A 22,328-nucleotide genomic window follows, 5' to 3' on the forward strand; every position below is an offset into this window, starting at 1 on the left:
ATGATGAATGAATCAATTGAATATTGTATTCAAGAGAAAATGAGAGAAAAGGCACCTGCATTTGCTCATTATAGTGAAGAGATATTGTTTGAGGAAGTGTGGCGGGATGATACTTTAACATTAAGAGAAAGAAGTTTATGTACAGTGTCGGCATTAATCAGTCTTGGTCATACAGAACAATTATTATTTCATTTGCAGTTGGCCAAACAAAATGGAATTGCAGAAAATGAAATGATTGCATTAATAACGCATATGGCTTTTTATGTTGGCTGGCCCAAAGCAGTAACAGCTTTAAATATAGTAATGACTGAAATGAAAAGTTAAGAATAATGATAAGTAAGAATTCATGTTTATATGAATTCTTACTTATCATTATTTATGCAATACTCTATCGCTATATTTATTACATTTTATCTTGCTTTTTTATCACTTGCGTAGTAAATTGATAGTAAGATGAACGCTAGGAAGTGATGAAACATGCGTGATAATACGATAGGATCATTAATATGGTTACGTTTAATACGATTTACGAACCAAAGTAATCAAATGTCAAATGAGTTTTTAAAACGTTTTGATTTAACGACAGCTCAATTTGATGTGCTTTTGCAAATACGTACGTATCAACCACTAACACAAATGGAGTTAGCTGAAAAGGTAACTGTTACACAAGGTGGCATTTCTCGAATGTTAACTCGTCTTGAAAAAGAAGGATATATTGTACGAAAACAAGATTGGAAAACGAAAACAATTAGTCTTACAGAGCAAGGAGAAGCAGCTTTAGAGAGAGCCTTGCCAGAGCAACTTGCATTTCAATCTTCGTTTTTTGATGATGTATTAAATGAAGAAGAGCAGAAAATATTATACGAGCTGATGACGAAAGTTCATAAACATAGTGAAAAAAAAGAATTACCGCAAGAGTAATTTTTTTTACCTTATCAATTGACTAATCAAGTGATGAGATAGGTAATACGGAGATATACTTGACTTACCAACGTTTTTAGAAGAGAAACTAATATTACTTCATTAAAGGAGAGAGTAACTATGGAAAAATACCGTATAGATACAAGAAAAGGAATTGAGTTTGGATTATATTCAATTGGTGATCATGTTTTAAATCCACATAATGGGGAGAAAATTACGCCAGAGAAAAGAATTCACGAACTAATTGAAACAGCTAAGTTAGCAGATGAGGCAGGGCTTGATGTGTTTGCTGTAGGTGAAAGTCATCAAACGCATTTTACAACGCAAGCTCATACAGTTATTTTAGGTGCGGTCGCGCAAGCTACGAAAAATATAAAAATTGCAAGTTCCGCAACGATATTAAGTACATCTGACCCAGTTCGAGTATATGAGGATTTCGCTACCATTGACTTGATTTCTAATGGTCGTGCTGAAATCGTAGCTGGTCGTGGATCTCGTATTGGAGGATATAGTTTACTTGGTTATGACGTGAATGATTATGAAGAATTATTTGAAGAGAAGATGGATCTTTTATTAAAAATTAATAACGAGGAACATGTAACATGGAATGGACAGTTCAGAGCACCGCTCGCACATGCATCGGTTATTCCAAGAGCGAAAAATAATAACTTACCAATTTGGCGTGCAGTTGGAGGTCCACCAGCTAGTGCAATTAAAGCAGGACGTGCAGGTGTGCCAATGATGATAACAACACTTGGTGGTCCAGCAATTAACTTTAAAGTGTCAGTAGATGCTTACCGCGAGGCTGCTCAGCAAAGTGGATTTGATCCAGCTAGTTTACCAGTTGCGACAACGAGTTTATTTTATACGGCAAAAAATTCACAAGATGCACTTAGTGAATATTATCCTCACATTAATGCTGGTATGCTTACACTGCGCGGTGGTGGGTATCCGAAACAGCAATTTACAAATGCAATAGATTACCGTGATGCTTTAATGGTTGGTAGCCCACAACAAATCATTGAGAAAATGCTTTACCAATATGAATTGTTTGGCCAACAACGCTTTATGGCACAAATTGATTTTGGCGGTGTACCATTTGATAAAATTGAGAAAAATATTGAATTAATTGCTACTGAAATATTACCAGCCGTTAGAAAACATACAGCAAAATAAATAAAAAAACTGGGAGTCTAATTGACTCTCAGTTTTTTATTTGTTATGGAAAAATGACAAAAAAATGAACTTTTAGTCGAGGGAGAGGGAAGTTGTTTTCTATTTTTGAATAACATTATTTCGAGTTTGAATTTTGAAAATACATTTTTCTCTTGACAAAAAATAAGCATTTATCGAGGGTAGTTTCGAGGACATTTTTTCGGTTGAAAGTCAAGTGTATGAAGAAAAAACGATTGTTTTATAGATATAAAAGTAAGAAGTATATTGAAAAAACACATTTTGCTAATGAAAAAAATCTGATTCAAAAAAATGACAAAAGACATATTTCAGACAAAATGATGTCAATAATACGTCAAAAATAACCTGAATTTACTATGCAGGTATATTATACAATTCGATTAACGAATAAAACACTACAGAAATAGTGAAAAGGTAAAAATTAGCATTGCAATAGTTTGAAAAACTGAAACTTCATATTTTTCGACAATACATACAAAATGTTTTTGTCTTTTCGTATTTCTTAATAATTGAGTTTGATAAGATTGCTCAATTAATTTTTATTATAAAAACTATGAAGGAAGTGATTTTAGTATGGAAACGCTCGAATTGGCACGAATACAGTTCGCATCAACAACGATTTTCCATTACTTTTTTGTTCCGCTGTCAATTGGTTTAGCTTTTATTATTGCGATCATGCAAACGTTGTATGTGGTAAAAGGGCAAGAAGTATATAAGAAGATGGCAAAGTTTTGGACGCAATTATTCCTTATTAACTTTGCAGTAGGTGTAGTAACAGGTATTTTACAAGAATTTCAGTTTGGTATGAACTGGTCAACGTATTCACGTTTTGTAGGTGATGTATTTGGTCCCTCGCTTGCAATTGAAGGATTACTGGCATTTTTCATTGAGTCTACATTCCTAGGTTTATGGGTATTCGGTGAGGATAAATTACCGAAGCGAATTCACTTAATGTGTATTTGGCTCCTTTCAATTGGAACGATGTTATCAGCATTCTGGATTTTAACTGCAAGTGCATTTATGCAGTCACCTGTCGGGTATGAAATGGCAGCTGATGGTCGTGCACAAATGAATGATTTCTTAGCCATTATTCAAAACCCACAACTATGGGTACAATTCCCGCATACAATTACAGCAGCAATTGCAACAGGTGCATTCTTTATTGCGGGTGTAAGTGCATGGAAAATTACAAAAGGACAAGAAACTGTAGTATTTAAAAAATCTTTCCGCATTTCTATCATTGTTGGAACAATTACAACGGCGCTTGTATTATTCTTCGGTCATGCACAAGCGCAACAATTAATTAAGACACATCCAATGAAGATGGCGGCAGCTGAAGCACTATGGAATACAAGTGAGGATCCAGCGCCATTTACAGTATTTTCGAAAATTGATACAGAGAAGAAAGAAAATTCGTTTGAAATTCAAATCCCTTATATGCTAAGTCTATTATCGTATGATAAGTTTAGCGGTCAAGTTGAAGGGATGAATCAAATTCAAAAACAATATGAAGAAAAATATGGACCTGGGGATTATATTCCTCCAGTGCATACAATGTTTTGGAGTTTTAGAGCGATGGTAATGAGTGGAACATTCATGCTTCTTCTAGGAGCTTACGGATGGTTCTTATCAAGAAAAGATCGTTTAGCTGAAAAAACGTGGTATTTAAAATTAATGGTGTATGCAATTTCTCTTCCATTCATCGGTAATACAGTAGGGTGGATTATGACTGAAATGGGTCGTCAACCTTGGGTTGTATTTGGTGTAATGAAAACAGAAGATGCTGTATCACCAAATGTAACATTCGGTGAAGTATTATTCTCACTTATTTCATTCACATCAATGTATTTAATTATGGGTGGAATTTGTGTGTACTTATTTGTTCGTACCATTAAGGGCCACACGAATAAGAAAACGAAAAAGGATTATCAAAGCCATGATCCATTTGATAAGGAGGAAGAGTATGTTATCTCTTAATGAGTTATGGTTTTTAGTTATTGCAATCTTATTTGTTGGATTCTTCGTACTGGAAGGTTTCGACTTTGGGGTAGGAATGGTTTCGAGGTTTTTAGGAAAGAATGATTTTGAAAAACGAGTTTACTTAAATACAATAGGACCGTTCTGGCACGCGAATGAAGTATGGCTTGTTTGTGCTGGTGGAGCCATGTTTGCGGCATTTCCGCACTGGTATGCAACTTTATTTAGTGGTTTTTATATTCCGTTTGTATTTATGCTTCTTGCTTTAATTTTAAGAGGTGTTTCCTTTAAATTTCGTGCGAAAATAGATAATCATAAATGGAAGAGTGCGTGGGATTGGGGGATGTTTATTGGAAGTATGTTACCTCCTATCCTTTGGGGAGTTGCGATTGCAAACTTTATGGTAGGTGTACCTATTGATGAGAGTAAAAATGTTGTAGGTGGATTCCTGCAATTACTTCATCCATTTGCGTTACTTGGGGGAGTAATGTTTCTCCTACTATGTATTGTTCACGGATTACAATTTCTTACGATACGTACAACTGGTAAATTGAGAGAACGTGCACGAATTGCTGCAATAAAAATTGCACCATTTTCATTAATTACACTTCTTGTTTTTGCTGGTGTGGGGTTATGGAAAACCGACATTTTCACTGCTCATGGAACAGAATGGATTATGGTACCAATCGGAGCTTTTGTAGCACTATTAGTGTCCACTTTATTAAATAAAAGAAGAAGAGATGGTTGGGCTTTCTTTATGACGAGTTTAACAATCATTTTACTAAGTGCGAGTGTATTTATCGGTATGTTCCCACGTGTTATGATTAGCTCTTTAGGAGCAATGAATGATTTGACAATTTACAACGCAGCATCAGGAGCTTATGCATTAAAACTTATGACTTACTTTGCGATTGCTATTTTGCCTTTCGTTATCGGAAGTCAAATATGGAGTTATTATGTATTTAGACAACCTGTTAAGTCAGACAACGATTTGGAGTACTAATGAAAAGAAAAAGAGGACTTCCGTCTTATCCCGGTAGCCGTATTTTATATGTAGCGTTAACGATTATTAGTATTTTAGAAGCTTTTAGTATTATTGCGCAAACAATCTTTTTAGCACGAGCTATTACGTTTTTATTTCATGGAGAGACAGTACAAACAATATTAAGTGAAATTGTTTATTTTGGTATCGCGTTTGCAGCGCGTCACATAGTAGTTCGAACATCACAAATATTAGTGGAACGTTTTGCCGAAAAAACAGGGTCGTTACTAAGAAAACAATTGATAGAGGCATATTTCACATTAGGTCCAAGGTATGTTCAAACGGTTGGAACTGGTCATCTGGTTACCTTATCAATTGAGGGGATTGAGAAATTTAAAACATATATTGAATTAACGATTCCTAAAATGATTAGAAGCAGTATCGTTCCAGGTCTAATTGTACTATATGTTTTTACGCTAGATATTGAGTCTGGAATCATTTTAGTTGTAACGATTCCTATCGTGATCATATTTATGATTCTTCTCGGATTAGCAGCGCAAAAAATGGCAGATAGTCAGTATGAGATATATCGTGTACTTTCGAACCATTTTGTAGATACGTTAAAAGGTTTAGAAACATTAAAGTATTTAGGGAAAAGTGAACAGCACGAAGGAAAGATTGAAAAAGTAAGTAAAAGATATAGAAAAGCAACGATGCGTACTTTGCGAGTTGCTTTTCTTTCTTCTTTTGCATTAGATTTCTTTACGAGTTTATCAATCGCGTTTGTGGCAGTTGGATTAGGGATACGCTTAATAGATGGAACGATTATACTATTACCAGCCCTTACAATTTTGATTTTAGCTCCGGAATATTTTCTGCCGATTAAACAAGTGGGAGCAAATTATCATGCGACATTAGATGGACAAATTGCGATGGAGCAAATAGAAGAGATTTTGCAACAACAAAAAGGAATAGAAAAGAAAGATTTAAATGAAGATATAGTATGGAATGCCTCTAGTAGCTTGAAATTACAAGATATCAAAGTTAATAATACTGAATCTGAGAAGGCTATATTAGAAAGGATTAATTTTACTTGGGAAGGTAACGGTGCTATTGGTGTTATTGGTGAAAGTGGTGCGGGGAAATCGACGTTAATCGACGTATTAGCCGGGTTTTTATCTCCTTCGAGTGGAAAGATGTTAGTAAATGGTCTAGAAGTTGATGGATCTACTCGTGAAGATTGGCAAAAAAATATTGCTTACATTCCGCAGCAACCTTATATTTTTCCGCTTTCATTAAAGGATAACATTCGTTTTTATGAAACAAAAGCAACAGATGAAGAAGTTGAAAGAGTTATTAATGAAGTCGGCCTTCGTTCACTCGTTACATCACTTCCAAATGGGATGCACGAAAGAATTGGGGAAGGTGGACGTATGCTAAGTGGCGGACAAGAACAGCGTGTTGCTATGGCGCGTGCACTTTTAAGTAAAAAACCAATCATTTTATTAGATGAGCCTACGGCACATCTTGATATTGAAACCGAATTTGAAATAAAGCAAGCGATGTTACGTCTATTTAATGGAAAGTTAGTATTTTTAGCAACTCACCGTCTACATTGGATGAAACAAATGGACCATATCCTTATTTTAAATAAAGGGGAAATGAAAGAAAGTGGGACGTATGAAGAACTTTTAGAGAGTGAGACATTACATTTTCATAGGGAAGAGAGGGGAGAGAAATGAGTAACTGGGTTAAACCTTATATAAAACAAAATAAAGGTAGAATGACTTTAACTATTTTCCTTGGTCTTCTTGGAGTTAGTTCAGGAGCGATGTTACTTTTTATTTCAGGTTATTTAATCTCAAAATCTGCCCTTAGACCAGAAAATGTAATGGCTGTATATGTTCCTATTGTTGCAACAAGAGCGTTTAGTATAGGGCAAGCTGTGTTTCATTATATAGAGCGCTTAGTCGGACATGATGTCGTACTACGTATATTAGAAAAAATGAGAACGAAGCTATATAGAATAGTAGAACCACAGGGGTTATTTTTCCGTTCTCGATTTCAAACGGGTGATATGTTAGGAGTGTTATCCGAAGATATAGAGCATTTGCAAAACCTATATTTACGTACAATATTTCCTAGTATATTAGCGCTAGTTGTTTATAGTATCTTCGTACTTGTTATCGGTGCATTTGACCTTGTGTTTGCACTTATTGTAGGTTGTATGTTAGCTATTATCGTGTTTCTTCTTCCATTTGTATCATTACTTTTGATGAAGAAACACCATGTTACTTTAAAGCAAGGCAGAAGCCGTTTGTATCAACAACTGACGGATGCTGTTTTTGGATTATCTGATTGGCAGGCAAGTGGTCGTAAAGGTGAATTTATTAATGAGTATGTAAAACAAAATGATCAGTTGTTAAAAATCGAAAAGAGAGTGAAACGCTGGTATCATATTCGGGACAGTATCATTCAATCAGTAGTAGGTATTGTAGTTATTTCGATGATTATATGGACTGGAAATGAAGCGGCAAGTGAGCAAATTGCTCCTACAGTTATCGCAGCTTTCGTATTAATGACTTTATCTGTAACGAATGCGCTTATTCCTATTGCAGATGCCATCGATCGAATCCCGTCGTATGTAGAATCTACCCATCGTCTTAATGGCGTAGAAAGTGATATTGTTTTACATGATAAAATGGATTTGTATGGAGATAATGATTACGTTGAACCAAGACATGTAGATATTGAACTGAATCACGTATCGTATAGTTATCCAGATAGTAATGAGATTGTATTAAAAGACGTATCATTACAAATAAAAGCAGGGAAGAAAATTGCTATTTTAGGCAGAAGTGGGACAGGGAAATCTACTTTACTAAAATTGTTAACAGGGGCGTTAAGCCCAGTAAACGGCCAAGTTGTATTGAATGGTGAACGAGCTCATACGAATCTTTTATCTAAATATATTTCTGTATTAAATCAAAAGCCCCATTTGTTTGATACGACAATTGGAAATAATGTACGAATTGGCAAACCAGAGGCGACGGATGAAGAGATATGGAAAGCTTTAGAGAAAGCACAATTAGCTTCACATATTACTTCTCTTCCGGACGGATTACAAACAAAAATGCATGAAATGGGAAAGCGGTTTTCTGGTGGTGAAAGACAAAGGGTTGCTTTTGCTAGAACTCTTATGCAAGAAACACCCATCATTGTACTTGATGAACCGACTATCGGTTTAGATCCGAAAACAGAATTGTCTTTAATTGAAACAATGTTTTCTGCAACGGAAGAAAAGACGGTTATTTGGATTACGCACCATCTTGTAGGAATAGAACATGTAGACGAAGTTATATTCCTTGATCGTGGCCAAATTGTCATGCAAGGTAGTCATAAACAACTTCTGAAAGAAAATGAAAAGTATCGTAAACTTTATGAGTTAGATAAAGGAATATGATTTGAATAAGCAATAATTGTAAAAATAGCTACGCCTAATGGTGGAGCTATTTTTTTGTTAGATTGCAGGTGTATATGATTGTTACGAATTAAAAATGAATTTCATATTATACATATAATGGAGGGGATGTACATGAAGGAGCAGTATAAAATCATTGTTTTAAGTGATGAATTATCCGGGGAGAGGATTCGAAATACATTAGACAAAAATAAATGTAAAACAATAGTTCATGTTGTAGACGTTTCAGATGTTGTTCGAATAGAAAATTCTTTTCAATATATAGTCATTTGGAGAGTGGAAGCAGAAAAACTTACAAATGACTTGATAAATAGGGGCGTGCAAAGTTCAAAAATTATTAATTTAACAAAATACATGTATGAATGGAAGGATAAATTAATTTCTATCTATCAAATAAATCCAGAGCTTATGTCTTTATACATTTCTATGAAAAAAGCAAAGAGTGATCCGACGTATGAATTGTTTGCTACCGGTTTGTCTTATCCACATTGTGGCATAAGTACGGAGCTCCTCTCAAAAAAGTCAATAAAATTAACACTTCCATCGCAAGATCTATACTATGATTATTTAATAGCGTCACAACTTCTATCAAACACTCATTCATTTCAATATTGTTTAATAGGAATAGCCTATTTTTCATTTTTCTTTGATATGTCGTTATCATCTGAATCATATAGAATTCACAAAGTATATTATCCATTGTTTCAAGATGGTCATCATACTGTAGTTCATTCTCCTCTACCCACTGATGGATTCTCACATCTAAATACTCCGAAACCACTTCTTTCTATTTTTAATTTGCATTTTGAATATATTTTATTAGATGAACTAAAAGATGAATCATTGGTACTGCCTTGGATAAATGCTGAATGGAATACTACTCCTCTTTACATTCCTTTTGAAGAACACGGGAAAATAAGAGCAGCTTCACACGCTAAATTGGCGTATCCTCATACTTTAGTTGAAAATAAAATGATTTTTAAGAAATATTTAGAATTACTATTAAAAAACGATATAAAGCCATTAATTGTTGTATTCCCTGTTACTTCACATTATTTCAATTGTAGTAGTAAGAAATTAAAAGAAGATTTTTATAAAGTTATAAATGAGTTTCAAACTCAATATTCTTTTCAAATCATAGATCTATTTGATTCGCCATTATTTTGTGAGGATGATTTTTATGATAGTGATCATATGAATAAAAAAGGTGCAAATAAAATGTCCGCGTTATTAAATATGTTTATTCAGGAACGAAGAGTATGATATTTTGTTTCATGTTTGCATAAAAGTATATAGGCTCCATACAGTTAAAGTAATGTGATTTTTGTGTCGCGTATATAAATAATATGCGAAGAGGTGAGAGAGTTAAAATGAGAAATCGTATTGAAAGAATTGAAGAGGTCGTAGAGCAACTTCCGTTGGTAAGTGTGTTAATTCCTACGTATAATCGTCCTCGCTACTTTGAAAAGGCGTTATGTAGTGTGTTAGAACAAACGTACCCTAATATAGAAATTATAGTTGGAGATGACAGCACGAATGACGAAACAGAAAAGGTGTTACAAAAATATTTATGTGATCATTTAAATATTATTTATATAAAAAACACATCAACTCTCGGACAATTTGAAAATGCGCTAATGTTATTTCATGAAGCGAACGGTGAGTATATAAATTTTTTAATGGATGATGATATATTTCATGTGAATAAAATTGAAAAGATGATGAAGTATTTTTTCAATGATCTAGATAATGAAATTAAGCTAGTAACATCTCATCGTCAAGTAATTGATGATAAAGGGAAAGAACTACGACATATTTATTCAACTGTCCGTTTATTTGAAGAGGATACGATTATAGAGGGAATAGAATTAGGAAATAAGGTAATTGTGGATCAAAAAAATTATATTGGAGAACCAACAACAGTTTTATTTCGTAAAAATGAGTTACAAGAACCGTATGGGATTTTTGATAAGAGGCGGTATTTATGTAATGTAGATATAGCTTCATGGTTATCTTTATTAAGTGAAGGAAAAGCAGTATATATAGCAGAGACACTTAGTTACTTTCGATTACATCCAGATCAACAGTTAAATGAATCTAATAAAATGATGGATGGGTTAGAAGATTTTTCACACAGTATTATAGCGGGAGAAAAATATGGTTTCTTATCCAACGAAAAAGATTTAGACAAAGCGATAACTAATTTTCTAGATTATGCAAGAAGGATAGTTCCATCATCGATATTATATACATTAGACTATTACCAAAAAATTAGAGGAAAGAAAATAAATATAGAAAAGAAAAAACAGCATATAAATAATAATTCTTCTTTACCGAAAGTAAGTATACTTATTCCTGCATACAATAGACCTTATTACTTGGAATTAGCGCTCAACAGTGCTCTGAATCAAACATATGAAAATATAGAAATTATTATTTCTGACGACAGTACAAATAATGAAGTCAATGTTATGATTCAACCGTACTTACGTGAATATGAGTGTATTACATATGTTGAAAATGAAACGCCATTAGTTGCTGAAAACTTTAATAAGTGTATAGAACTTGCGAATGGGGATTATATAAACTTTTTATTAGATGATGACTTATTTCATCATGAAAAGATCGAGAGAATGATGAAATACTTTTTGGCATTAGAAAACATTTCATTTGTGACGTCATATCGTGAACTGATTGATGAGAATGGAGAGATATTACCACCTTCAACATTGAATATGAAAATCGCGAAAGAAACAACACTTTTTGAAGGAAAAGAATTAGGGAATTATATGTTAAAAAACTTAAAAAATATAGTTGGTGAGCCGACAACTGTTTTGTTTAATCGGGATTTGTTTGAAGGTAAGTTTGGGTATTTTAAAGGAAAGGCTTATTCTGCTATTAATGATATTGCAACTTGGATAGATATGATGAGAAAAGGAAAAGTAGTTTATATACAAGAACCTCTTAGTTATTTTAGACAACATAGTGGACAAAATCAAAAACAAATGCATTTTATGTTAATGACAATTGAAGAGTGGATTGAATTAATTATAGATGCATATAATAGTGGATTTTTAAGTTCTGAAAGTGAGTATAAAGAGAGTTTATCTTATTGTTTAGAAAATGCGGGATTTATAGTTAAGGATGCAGTAAGAAACGGCGAAATAGATCAAATTTATAATGAAAAGATAAAAAAAGGGTTACACAAATTAGTTGCTCACATGTTTGAGAAAGAATTCTGTTATTGTCAATATTGCAATCAACAATTTGAAAAATTTTCACCTTGGCCAGCACATTATGATTTTCCGAAATATAAATTTGAGATGTGGAATAAAGATACAGGGATATGTCCAGTTTGTAATTCGATGGATCGTGAAAGATTGTATCGTACATACATTGAAACGGAAACAGACTTGTTAAATAGAAACTATACTATGCTTCATATTGCACCTGAAGCGAAGTTAAGAGATTGGTTTAACGAGTATAAAAATATTACGTACGTATGTGGTGACTTAGAACCAAAGGATCCATTAATGAAGGAAATTGATGTTACAAGGATTACATATGATAGTAATACCTTTGATGTAATATTATGTAGCCATGTGTTAGAACACGTTCCTGATGATGACAAAGCAATGCGAGAGTTATATAGAGTGTTAAAGCCAAATGGATGGGGAATTATTCAAGTACCAATCGTAATGAATGTAGATTTTATTGTAGAGAATGAATTAATTGTAACACCACAATTGAGGAAATTAGCTTTTGGTCAAGAAGATCATGTGAGAATTTATAATCAATCGGGATTTATTCAACGATTAATGAATGCAGGATTTAAGGTGGAATTATATAACATAGCGGAAAAACAAGGAATGAAAAGTGCTAGGAGATTTGGATTATCTGAAACGGATATGCTCTATATTGTCCGAAAATGATAGGAAGGAATAGATAGATATGGAGAATATTCCTTTTTTACGTGCTTCAACTGTACCTGTAATTGAGTATTTGGACGAATTGAAGGAAATTGATACATCTCACATATATACGAATTATGGACCTATAAATCAACGTTTTGAGGAAACAATTATGTCGGTATTTTTTCAAAACAGGGGAGCTGTTACAACAGTAGCAAACGCAACGTTAGGGTTAATGGCGGCTATTCAACTAAAGAAAAGAAGAAAGGGAAAGTATGCTCTCATGCCTAGCTTTACATTCCCTGCGACTGCCTTAGCCGCTATTTGGTGTGGATTGGAACCTTATTTTATTGATATTTCAATCGATGATTGGTATATGGATAAAACCGTACTTTTGGATAAGATAGAAGAATTAAAAGAAGAGGTTGCGATTGTTGTCCCGTACGCAACTTTTGGATCATGGATGGACTTAGAAGAATATGAAGAATTAGAGAAAATCGGGGTTCCGGTTGTCGTAGATGCGGCACCGGGATTTGGATTAATGAATAGTGGTATGCATTACGGTCAGGATTTTAGTGGAATGATCGTATATAGCTTTCATGCAACAAAGCCTTTCGGAATTGGTGAAGGAGGGCTCATATATAGTAAAAACGAAGAAGATATACAACGTATTAAAAGAATGGGGAATTTCGGATTTGATAAAAATCGTGAATGCACGATGATGGGGTTTAATTGTAAAATGTCTGAATACGCAGCAGCTATTGGGATAGCGACTATAAAAAGATGGGATCAAAAATTAAAAGAACGCACCCGTATTTCTGAATGGTATAAACAGTTATTGCAAAGTACTGGGTTAATGAAAAAAGGGTGGGAAGTCCAAAAGACAGAAGCGGTTATTCATCAATTTATGCCTATCATTTGTCCAGAAGAAGTTCACAACATACAAGTAATAGAAGAACTGAAAAAACAGAAAATAGAAGCTAGATTATACTTTTCACCATCTTGCCACCAACAAGTTCTTTTTAGAAAATATAAGTCTACAGATTTAACAAAAACGAATAAAATAGCAAAACGAATTGTAAGTTTACCTTTATGGGAAGGAATGACGAAAGAACTAGTAGAGCAAATTGTAATCTGTTTAGAGCAGAAGGTGGTGTCGGTAGATGAATAGTTTTTATAGTCAAGAAGAGCTAAAGAAAATTGGGTTTTTATCTGTTGGGAAAAATGTATTGATTAGTAAAAAAGCAAGTATATATAATCCGGGTGCTATATCAATTGGTAATCATGTAAGAATTGATGATTTTTGCATTTTAAGTGGCAAAATCACAATTGGAAGTTATTCGCACATATCAGCGTATACAGCGTTATATGGAGGGGAAGTTGGGATTGAAATGCATGATTTTGCAAACATCTCAGCTAAAACAATTGTATATGCAGTACTTGATGATTTCAGTGGAAATACATTAATGGGGCCAACCGTCCCGAATCAATATAGGGATGTGAAAGCAGAAAAAGTTATTTTAAAAAAACATGTGATTATTGGTGCTAATTCTATTGTTTTTCCAAATGTAACTGTAGGAGAAGGTACGGCAGTCGGCGCGATGAGTATGGTAAAAGAGAGTTTAGATGATTGGTATATTTACGCTGGAGTTCCCGTAAGGAAAGTAAAACCTCGTCAAAAAAAGATGCTAGAGTTAGAAATTGATTTTTTAAAAAGCATTCATTCTTAACAAAAAAGAATGAATGCTTTTTATTTTTATCCCGCTATTTGCCGGTAAAGATTCGACTGGTGAGGGCTAATTAAAGTTTCACTTTATGATAGAGCAGAGTGTATCTTAACTTATTATGTTTTAAATTTTGCTGACCAAGGCAATACTGAGCCATAGTGAATGTAAAGTTGGAGGGCGAGCGTATATGTTTGATGAGGATGGGATTGTATTAATTATGGAACCAGCTGATGAAAGAAACTTGAGGAGATTTATTTTTTCAGTGCCAAAGTCAGTGTATGAAAAGAAGGGGCTTACATTACACTATGGAACAGCTATAGGACAAGGATATATGGATATAATTGAAGATATTATAAGCGTACATATAGAAATAGATGTTGTAACGATAATAGGGCATGTAAGAGGATAAATAGCTATTTGAAAAAGGTTATAAACAATTTAGCTAGAAGTTATGTATAGAGAAAACTACAGACAATTATAAAAACGAAGGGAGTCTAAAATGAAAATAAAATCAATTTTATTAGTATTTATAGTTTCAATTGGTTTAATGGGATGTTCAATAGTGGAGGAAGGAAAGAACTCGATAGATTATGCTCAAAAGGCGACAGACTATGTAAATGAAATAAGTGCATTTGCAAATGATGCACCAGCATTAGCAGAAAAGGCCGTTAATGATAGTGAGGCTCGAAAAGAATTAGAAACGAAGCTTAGTGAAATTAAACAAGATATACCCGCATTCAATGAATTAACGCCACCTGATGTAGCAAAGGATCTTCATCAACAAATCGTCGGATATAACGAAAAGTTAAATACGTTAATTGATACGGCGATGACAAAGATAGAAGAAGGGAAAGTGGATGTAGAGCAATTTAAAAACTCAGAGCTTATGCAGACGGTAGATCAAGTTCGAGATTTGAAAGATAAGGTGCAAAATTTAGGTCAATAGTAAAAAGCTCCGTTTGTGATAAACGGAGCTTTTTACTATTGGATACAATAAACGATTACACCAAAGATAATAATCATGTTACCGATGAGTTTACGTTTCGTTATTTTTTCCCCTAGGAAATACCAACCGAAAATTAATATGATGATATAACTTAAGGATTCTAATGCTGATGCTTGTTTTAATTCCATGCCCTTCATGGCGATTACATTTAATCCAGCGTTAAGTACAAATAAAGAGTAGCCGATAATAACATAAGGATTCACATATTCTTTTATTCTAGAATCGTATTGTTGTAAAGTAGCTTTTTTTAATAATATTTGTGAGTAATTTGCTAAAATTATCCCGAAAATAAACAATAGCATATAACTATTCATCTTTTGTCACCACCACAATTCCGACGATAATAATAGCTGCACCAAGTAAATGATTCCACTGAATTGTATCTCCAAATAGAAATACTGACCAAAGCATTGACCATAGTATAATAATCCCTCGATGTGAATATGCTTTTGAAATTTCGAAATGTTTAATTACTTGTTGCCATAAAATTGCATATCCGAATAAAAGTATAACTAGTCCGAAATAAGCAACAAAAAATGAGATTGAAGCAATTGGAAATTGAGCTGCCCATTTCATGTAAACCATAATGATAGAATATATCAAAAAAGCTACATGTAAAAATACATAATTTTTAATAGTTGGTTTCATTTATTCACTCTCTTTTACATATAAATATCTATTTATATCTGTTTTTTTAAATGATAGATATAGAAATATATTTTGTTTAATCTTTCACATTCCAAATTATATAGTATCATGGCTTTTATTGTAAAACAATAGAAGCCATGCATTCATTTTTTCCAAGATTCTACAATATGTATCGTTTTATTTGTTGCATCCAACTCTACTTGAACACCGAAAGGTATAGTAATCATTGGATGTGTATGACAACAATCGAAGTCAGCTAGAAAAGGAATTCTTTGATTTTGAAGTACTTCCAACAGTATTTCAAAAGGTTTTCGATTTGTACCACAATCATCAAATTGCTCATGTTTTCCAAGAATGATACCTGAAATTTTATCAAATACACCGTTAATTTTAAGGAATGAAAAGCTTCTTTCGATAGTAGCTGCATCTTTTGAACTGTCCTCAATAAAGAGAATATCGCCTTCTTGAATATGTGGCATATAGGGGCTAGCCCAAATTCCTTGTATCGTGTTTAAATTCCCGCCAATAATACGCCCAGTAGCTTTTCCGTCAATTACTGAAATCCAATTGTTTGGTCGAAGTTCTTTCTCCTTCGTCTTTTCTTCCCAATTAATAAATTCATCTGACCAAAATAATGGTTGTTTTATATGATAAGGAAGAGATTGATCATGTAGTAAAGTTTCTGCAAAATATTTGTATGTGCAGTTAACAAAAGGTTCAAATTCGCCAAAGGAAGGGACGAGAGCGGGCCCATAAAATGTAGGGATTCCTGTTTTAGCATAAATTCCTAGTAATAAAGCAGTTGCATCTGAATATCCAATCATTATTTTAGGGTTATTTAGAAAAGCATCATAATCAATATAAGGTAATATTGAATTTGAATTCATCCCACCAATTGTTGACATAATACAAGAAATATTAGGGTTTCTTATCAAGGCATTTAGTTCATCAGCACGCTCTTGTATACTACCAGAACGATAAAAATCATATCGACCTGTTAATGAACCTTCTAATATACGAAACCCTTTCTGTTGTAAGTAAGATTTTGCTCGTTCAAATCTTTTTAGAGAAGTGTAAGTTACTGGTGAAGAAGGGGAATAGATCCCAATTGTGTCTCCGTATTGCAATGATTTTGGAAGTAGCATTTGAATGAATCCCTTCTATTAAATAGTTTATCCCGCTATTTGCTGTGCAGTAAGATCCCCACCTCAAAATTCAGTGAAAGCGAAGAAGTTAGGTGGGGGGCGGGCTGCCCGTAAAAGCCCGATTGGTGGGGCTGATTAAAGTTTCCTTTATTTACGAGAATTCATTATTGAATATTCTTACGTTTCAATATTGTAAGTTTACCATAAATAAATTAAAATAATCATTGCTGTATATGAATAAACATACCTTTTTGCCTTGACTGTATAAAGGAATTGTTGTTAAGGTTAAATGTGAGTGTATAAAAGGTTTGCTAAAGGAGTTTTGAAATGAATCGGTTAAAATGGGGAAGGATGACAGTCCTATTAGTCATTATTTTAGGGGTATGTTGGTTCTTATTCCAAGGAAATCAAAAGAGCGTAGCAAATGTAGAGGGACAACCTTTGCAAGTGGCAGAACTACCTAAAGCAGGATTTTCTGAAAAAGTAGTCCCGCCAAAGTACATCCCACCAGAAATTAATGCAAAAGCAGCTATGATTATCGATGCGAGTGATGGAGATATTATTTATCAATATAATGAAAATGAAGCTTTTGCACCGGCTAGTATGTCTAAGATGATGACAGCGTATCTCCTACTAGAGAGTATACATAACGGGAAAGTTCGCTGGGAAGATCCAGTTAAAATGAGTGCGAAGGCGGCACAAACAGAGGGAGCGAGAATCCCAGTACAAGTTAATGACACATTAACTGTTAAAGATTTATATCATGCATTAATGATTGAGTCAGCTAATAATTCAGCTGTGGCTTTAGCAGAACATATGGCAAAATCGGAGAAAGATTTCGTTCAGCTTATGGATGCAAAAGCGAAACAGTTAAAAATGTCGGAACATGCTAAATTTGCAAATGCTTCTGGATTACAAGAGCCAGATGGAAGTGAAACAAAAATGACGGCTGCTGATGTAGCACAATTGGCGTATCATCTTATAAAAGATTATCCGGAAATATTAGAAGTGACTCACTTACGCCAAAGTCAGCTAGCATTTAATAATATTAATGTTATAAGCACAAACGACATGTTAAACAAAAATAATAAAAGTTTATATATAGAAGGAATGGACGGACTAAAGACTGGATTTACAGATAGTGCAGGATACTGTTTTACTGGGACTGCCAAGCAAGGTGATAATCGAATTATTACAGTGGTCATGGGGACATCAAGTAAAACAAAACGTTTTACAGAGACGAATAAGTTAATGTCGTATGCATTTGGATTAGTTAATTAAGTAAGTAAAATACCAATCTAGATCGCTACATAAGTAAGACTGTTTGTTGTTACTAATTTTAGATAACAACAAACAGTCTTTTTATTTTAACTTTAAAAAGGGAAAAGATTCTAAATACAAGTGTTATCATTTGAGTTTATTTATTGCTGTGATATTATAAAGTTATAAGCTTATTAATAATAAGCTTGAGGGGCGTAATATGATGTATACATATGAAATAGCCTCAATTGAAAATTGGAGGGAATTATGATGGCAAAAGATTTTTACTCAGCAATTGAAGACAGAAGATCTATTTATGCAATTAGTAAAGAGCAAGTAGTTTCTGATGAGAAAATTCAAGAAGTGATTTATCATGCTGTAAAACATACACCTTCAGCTTTTAATTCTCAAAGTGCTCGTGTTGTTGTTTTATTAGGAGAACAACATGATAAATTATGGGATATTACGAAAGAAACGTTAAGAAAAATTGTACCTGAAAATAACTTTGCACCTACTGAAGAAAAAATGAATGCATTTAAAAGTGGTTATGGAACGGTTTTATATTTTGAAGACAGTGAAGTAGTGGAAGGCCTTCAAGCAAACTTTGCATTATATAAAGATAATTTCCCAACTTGGTCTCAGCAATCATCAGGAATGTTACAATTTGCAATTTGGACAGCTTTAGAAATTGAAGGGTTTGGTGCTACGTTACAGCATTACAATCCGCTAATTGATGAAGAAGTGAGAAAAGAGTGGGATGTTCCAGGAAATTGGAAACTCACTGCGCAAATGCCATTTGGTAAACCGGTAGTACAGGCTGGTGAAAAAGAATTCCAATCGTTAGAAAACCGTGTAAAAATTTATAAATAATTTGATAAAAGGTGAACAGGAATATAACCTGTTCGCCTTTTTTTATAAGTAATAAGGTTTTTTTTGTCCTTCATTTTTTATCTGATTTTTCAATTCATCTTTACGTGTTTCAACAACTGATATTTTTTGTAATGTTATCATTGAAACGAATTGAATAAAAGCATAGTACAGCTCTATATTTTTTTGTATAGGATCATCTATTATATGTCTCACAAATATGCCTCCTCTTTTTATTAGGATATGTATATAATACTATGGTTATCCTATAAATTCTATAATCAGAAAAAGAGAACAATTGGTATAGTGTGTGCTTTCTTTAAAGGAGAAATGGTTTTTATAAAATAAATCTTACAATTCGTCAAATTATTTCAAAATTGTAGATAGTATAGAAAATTAGTTTTCTAAAAATATTATACTATTGATTAATAGAGTGATTTTTGTCATGATGAAAGTATACTTTATGTAAGGAGCTTTATAAGGAAATACATAATGTAGTTTGTATTAGGTTAATAGAATTTTTTATAGAAGATAGAAAAGGGATATTTTATATTGAGATATTAAATGAAATGTCGAATTTTTATGCGATATACAAGAAATTTGAAAAAAACATTGCAAAAACACTATGTTTAATGATAAAGTTCACATGAAGTTCACACGGATTTCACTTTGTTCATTTAAAATGAACTCTGTGTGAAAAATAAAACTCTTGCTAAAAAATGGAACTGGATGAATATTTTACTTTGATAATATTGTAAAGTATTAAAGTTTTAAGTTTTTTTTAAGAGGATAGTAGGGAAAGGAAGTAAAGACAACTTATGAAAAAAGTAATTGCAGGTTTAGCAGCAGCTTCTGTAGCTGGCGTTGCAGTTCCAGGAATGGATTCTGCTCATGCACAAGTTTCAAATGAAGCGCTAAAAGAAATTAATGGACAAACTCAAACTCAAACTCAAACTCAAACTCAAACTCAAACGACTGTAACTGAAACAAAAACTGTAGAAACAACTTCTGAATTAAAATACACAGTAACTGCTGATGTATTAAATGTTCGTTCAGGTGCTGGTACAGGACATAACGTTATTTCTAAAGTAAAATCAGGCCAAGTGCTACAAGTAGTTGGACAAGAAAATGGTTGGTTCAAAGTAAACGTAAATGGTCAAACAGGTTATGTAAGTGGTGACTTCGTAACGACTGGTGGCAAAACAGGAACGACTGTTCAACAAGGAACAGGTACTTACACAGTAAACGTTTCTTCACTTAACGTACGTACAGGCCCAAGTACATCTCATACAGTATTAGGTTCTGTAAACAAAGGTAAAACAGTACAAGTTGTAGGTGAAGTACAAGATTGGTTTAAAATCAACTTCAATGGTGGAACTGGATACGTAAGCAAAGACTTCGTAACAAAAGGTGGTTCTGCTGTATCTAACGAAACACAACAACCAACTACAAACAACAATACTACAACAGTTCAAACTGGTGGTTCTTATGTTGTTAACACTGGTGCTTTAAAAGTACGTACAGGCCCAGCTACATACAACGCTGTAATCGGTGGAGTAACAAATGGTAAAGTATTAAACGTTACTGGCGCTGAAAATGGTTGGTACAAAATTAACCATAACGGCCGCACAGGTTACGTAAGTGCAGACTTCGTTAAGTTTGTAAAAGGCGGAGTAAATAACGTTACAAATAACAATAACGTTACAAATAACGTTCAACAACCAGGTAAAGACGTACAAAAACCAACAACAGGTGGAGATACATCTTCAATCGTTTCATTCGCTCAATCTTTAAAGGGTAAACCATACAGAACTGCTGGTACAACACCTGCTGGTTTTGACTGCAGTGGTTTTGTTTACTATGTATTAAAGAATACTGGTCATAATATACAACGTATGAGTGTTGCGGGATATTGGAGTACAATGACAAAGACTAGTAATCCACAACCGGGAGATTTAGTATACTTTAGCGATACTACAGGTCCTGGAAAAGGTTTAACTCACATGGGTATTTACCTAGGAAACGGTCAGTTCATTAGTGCAGAAACTGAAAAAACTGGTGTGCGTATTAGTTCTGTAAGTAACTCTTATTGGAGCAAACATCTAAAAGGTTACTCAAAACCATACTAAGAAAAAGTAGTTTATATACTTTTCGTATAGAGAAAAGGCTTTCCAAGGAAACTTGGGAAGCCTTTTTATAGTTGAATAAATTGGAAGTTTAATAGTTTTTATTTTAACTTTCCATTTAAAAATCGATCATATAAGTCGTGGAAATAGTTAGGACGAAATAAGTTCGCTGCATGTCCTGCTAAAGGTATTTCCTTGTATAGAACGTTAGGTAAAATAGATTTCAAATCAAATAGACAAGATTTATAGAGATGATCATGCTCTCCCATTACCCATAGTATAGGGTGAGGGAGTGATTTTAATTTAGATTTTAAATCGAATTCTAACCGATGTCGTAATGACTGGGCAATTATGGATGAATGTAATTGTAATCCGAAACGGTAGTAAATATTTCTTGAAATGACTGCGAATGGATTTGCTTTTAGTATACCACTTGGAAAAATAGTATTTGCGTATTGAGAGAGCCATTTAGAGTATTCATCTCCTCGCTTCTCCCAAAAATTTTGAAATACATTATATAAACGAGAAGGGTTATTGTAATGTCCTCCAATATGACAAATACTTAATACTTTTTCTGGATGCATTTGTGCAAAAATTGTAGAGATGTAACAGCCGTAACTTAGTGCACAAATATGAGCTTTTTTAATATTTTCTTGTTCATATAAGTTTAATAATTGATCTACGAGGCGCTGTAATGAAAAGTCGATTGCTTCTCCTTTATCATCACCGTGACCTAATAAGTCATAAGTTATAATGTTGTAGGAGGCAGAAAATCGTTTTTGCTCCTTTTTGAAGGCGCGACGATTACCAACTAACCCATGAATAAAAATAATTGTTTCCTTTTCAGAATGTATATTTGTTTGCAAAAAGGATACTCCTTTCACTAACTGGAGATTTATATCGTGTTGTAAATTATTTATAATTTACATAGAATAATATTAAGTACCAGGTAATAATATCAGATGTTTATATCTGTTGTAAAGATGAGTTTTTATGTATATTTTGTAAAAATAGAAAAAGTGTGTTTACATTCAGTTTACATTTGTATCGTATTCTAATTTTAGAAAGAACAGATTTGTTTAA

At 33.4% G+C, this 22,328-nt stretch carries 21 protein-coding genes; 16 read left to right on the top strand and 5 right to left on the bottom strand.

Annotated features, from left to right (window positions below):
* The 13 genes from DOS87_RS09565 to DOS87_RS09625 all read left to right on the top strand — a co-directional run bounded on the left by DOS87_RS09565 (position 1) and on the right by DOS87_RS09625 (position 15,139).
* Positions 1-324 carry a carboxymuconolactone decarboxylase family protein gene (locus DOS87_RS09565; RefSeq protein ID WP_208730246.1) on the top strand — a complete coding sequence of 108 codons (324 nt, stop codon included), beginning with the start codon at positions 1-3 and terminating at the stop codon, positions 322-324.
* Positions 325-477: 153 nt separating this feature from the next.
* On the top strand, positions 478-921 hold the full coding sequence (locus DOS87_RS09570; RefSeq protein ID WP_001205523.1) for a MarR family winged helix-turn-helix transcriptional regulator: 444 nt from the start codon (positions 478-480) through the stop codon (positions 919-921).
* A gap of 120 nt (positions 922-1,041) precedes the next feature.
* Positions 1,042-2,097, top strand: a complete 1,056-nt coding sequence (locus DOS87_RS09575; RefSeq protein WP_000417550.1) for an LLM class flavin-dependent oxidoreductase — start codon at positions 1,042-1,044, stop codon at positions 2,095-2,097.
* Between the two features lie 591 nt (positions 2,098-2,688).
* Positions 2,689-4,092, top strand: a complete 1,404-nt coding sequence (cydA, locus tag DOS87_RS09580; protein ID WP_000448870.1) for a cytochrome ubiquinol oxidase subunit I — start codon at positions 2,689-2,691, stop codon at positions 4,090-4,092.
* On the top strand, positions 4,079-5,095 hold the full coding sequence (gene cydB, locus DOS87_RS09585; protein WP_000950083.1) for a cytochrome d ubiquinol oxidase subunit II: 1,017 nt from the start codon (positions 4,079-4,081) through the stop codon (positions 5,093-5,095). Before cydA ends, cydB begins: the two co-directional genes overlap by 14 nt.
* The gene (gene cydD, locus DOS87_RS09590) at positions 5,095-6,816 is read left to right on the top strand and encodes a thiol reductant ABC exporter subunit CydD (RefSeq protein ID WP_000824019.1); all 1,722 of its coding nucleotides are present in this window, start codon (positions 5,095-5,097) and stop codon (positions 6,814-6,816) included. Before cydB ends, cydD begins: the two co-directional genes overlap by 1 nt.
* Entirely contained in the window at positions 6,813-8,537 is a 1,725-nt protein-coding gene (cydC, locus tag DOS87_RS09595; RefSeq protein WP_208730247.1) for a thiol reductant ABC exporter subunit CydC, read from the top strand. Before cydD ends, cydC begins: the two co-directional genes overlap by 4 nt.
* A gap of 132 nt (positions 8,538-8,669) precedes the next feature.
* Positions 8,670-9,818 (top strand): hypothetical protein, encoded by a 1,149-nt coding sequence (locus DOS87_RS09600; RefSeq protein WP_000664258.1) that lies wholly within the window; start codon positions 8,670-8,672, stop codon positions 9,816-9,818.
* A gap of 107 nt (positions 9,819-9,925) precedes the next feature.
* Positions 9,926-12,487 (top strand): glycosyltransferase, encoded by a 2,562-nt coding sequence (locus tag DOS87_RS09605; RefSeq protein ID WP_086413576.1) that lies wholly within the window; start codon positions 9,926-9,928, stop codon positions 12,485-12,487.
* Positions 12,488-12,506: 19 nt separating this feature from the next.
* The gene (locus DOS87_RS09610; protein ID WP_150158395.1) at positions 12,507-13,637 is read left to right on the top strand and encodes a DegT/DnrJ/EryC1/StrS aminotransferase family protein; all 1,131 of its coding nucleotides are present in this window, start codon (positions 12,507-12,509) and stop codon (positions 13,635-13,637) included.
* Positions 13,630-14,196, top strand: a complete 567-nt coding sequence (locus DOS87_RS09615) for an acyltransferase (protein WP_001084172.1) — start codon at positions 13,630-13,632, stop codon at positions 14,194-14,196. Before DOS87_RS09610 ends, DOS87_RS09615 begins: the two co-directional genes overlap by 8 nt.
* Before the next feature lie 184 nt (positions 14,197-14,380).
* Positions 14,381-14,602 carry a hypothetical protein gene (locus tag DOS87_RS09620; RefSeq protein WP_000459099.1) on the top strand — a complete coding sequence of 74 codons (222 nt, stop codon included), beginning with the start codon at positions 14,381-14,383 and terminating at the stop codon, positions 14,600-14,602.
* A 90-nt stretch (positions 14,603-14,692) separates the two neighbouring features.
* Positions 14,693-15,139, top strand: a complete 447-nt coding sequence (locus tag DOS87_RS09625) for a DUF6376 family protein (protein ID WP_000695203.1) — start codon at positions 14,693-14,695, stop codon at positions 15,137-15,139.
* Positions 15,140-15,174: 35 nt separating this feature from the next.
* Here the strand turns inward: DOS87_RS09625 and DOS87_RS09630 are convergent, their stop codons facing one another.
* The 3 genes from DOS87_RS09630 to DOS87_RS09640 form a co-directional block, all read right to left on the bottom strand.
* Entirely contained in the window at positions 15,175-15,513 is a 339-nt protein-coding gene (locus DOS87_RS09630; RefSeq protein WP_001089871.1) for an EamA family transporter, read from the bottom strand.
* Positions 15,506-15,847: an EamA family transporter gene (locus DOS87_RS09635; RefSeq protein WP_000805130.1), complete on the bottom strand. Its 342-nt coding sequence runs from the start codon at positions 15,845-15,847 to the stop codon at positions 15,506-15,508. Before DOS87_RS09635 ends, DOS87_RS09630 begins: the two co-directional genes overlap by 8 nt.
* Before the next feature lie 143 nt (positions 15,848-15,990).
* Positions 15,991-16,992: a S66 family peptidase gene (locus DOS87_RS09640; RefSeq protein WP_150158397.1), complete on the bottom strand. Its 1,002-nt coding sequence runs from the start codon at positions 16,990-16,992 to the stop codon at positions 15,991-15,993.
* A 327-nt stretch (positions 16,993-17,319) separates the two neighbouring features.
* Between DOS87_RS09640 and DOS87_RS09645 the strand changes: the two genes are divergently transcribed.
* Together DOS87_RS09645 and DOS87_RS09650 are read left to right on the top strand one after the other, a co-directional pair.
* Entirely contained in the window at positions 17,320-18,273 is a 954-nt protein-coding gene (locus DOS87_RS09645; protein WP_001080883.1) for a D-alanyl-D-alanine carboxypeptidase family protein, read from the top strand.
* A 246-nt stretch (positions 18,274-18,519) separates the two neighbouring features.
* Entirely contained in the window at positions 18,520-19,122 is a 603-nt protein-coding gene (locus tag DOS87_RS09650) for a nitroreductase family protein (RefSeq protein ID WP_002083262.1), read from the top strand.
* Positions 19,123-19,164: 42 nt separating this feature from the next.
* Here DOS87_RS09650 and DOS87_RS09655 read toward each other — a convergent pair whose 3' ends face one another.
* Positions 19,165-19,335 carry a hypothetical protein gene (locus tag DOS87_RS09655; RefSeq protein ID WP_001215911.1) on the bottom strand — a complete coding sequence of 57 codons (171 nt, stop codon included), beginning with the start codon at positions 19,333-19,335 and terminating at the stop codon, positions 19,165-19,167.
* Positions 19,336-19,937: 602 nt separating this feature from the next.
* Here DOS87_RS09655 and entFM point away from each other — a divergent pair.
* On the top strand, positions 19,938-21,248 hold the full coding sequence (gene entFM, locus DOS87_RS09660; RefSeq protein WP_208730248.1) for an enterotoxin EntFM: 1,311 nt from the start codon (positions 19,938-19,940) through the stop codon (positions 21,246-21,248).
* Positions 21,249-21,346: 98 nt separating this feature from the next.
* Here entFM and DOS87_RS09665 read toward each other — a convergent pair whose 3' ends face one another.
* Positions 21,347-22,111 (bottom strand): alpha/beta fold hydrolase, encoded by a 765-nt coding sequence (locus DOS87_RS09665; RefSeq protein ID WP_001194308.1) that lies wholly within the window; start codon positions 22,109-22,111, stop codon positions 21,347-21,349.
* Positions 22,112-22,328: the final 217 nt, after the last annotated feature.

The sequence above is a fragment of the Bacillus sp. CR71 genome, assembly GCF_003429245.1.
Taxonomy (GTDB): domain Bacteria; phylum Bacillota; class Bacilli; order Bacillales; family Bacillaceae_G; genus Bacillus_A; species Bacillus_A thuringiensis_S.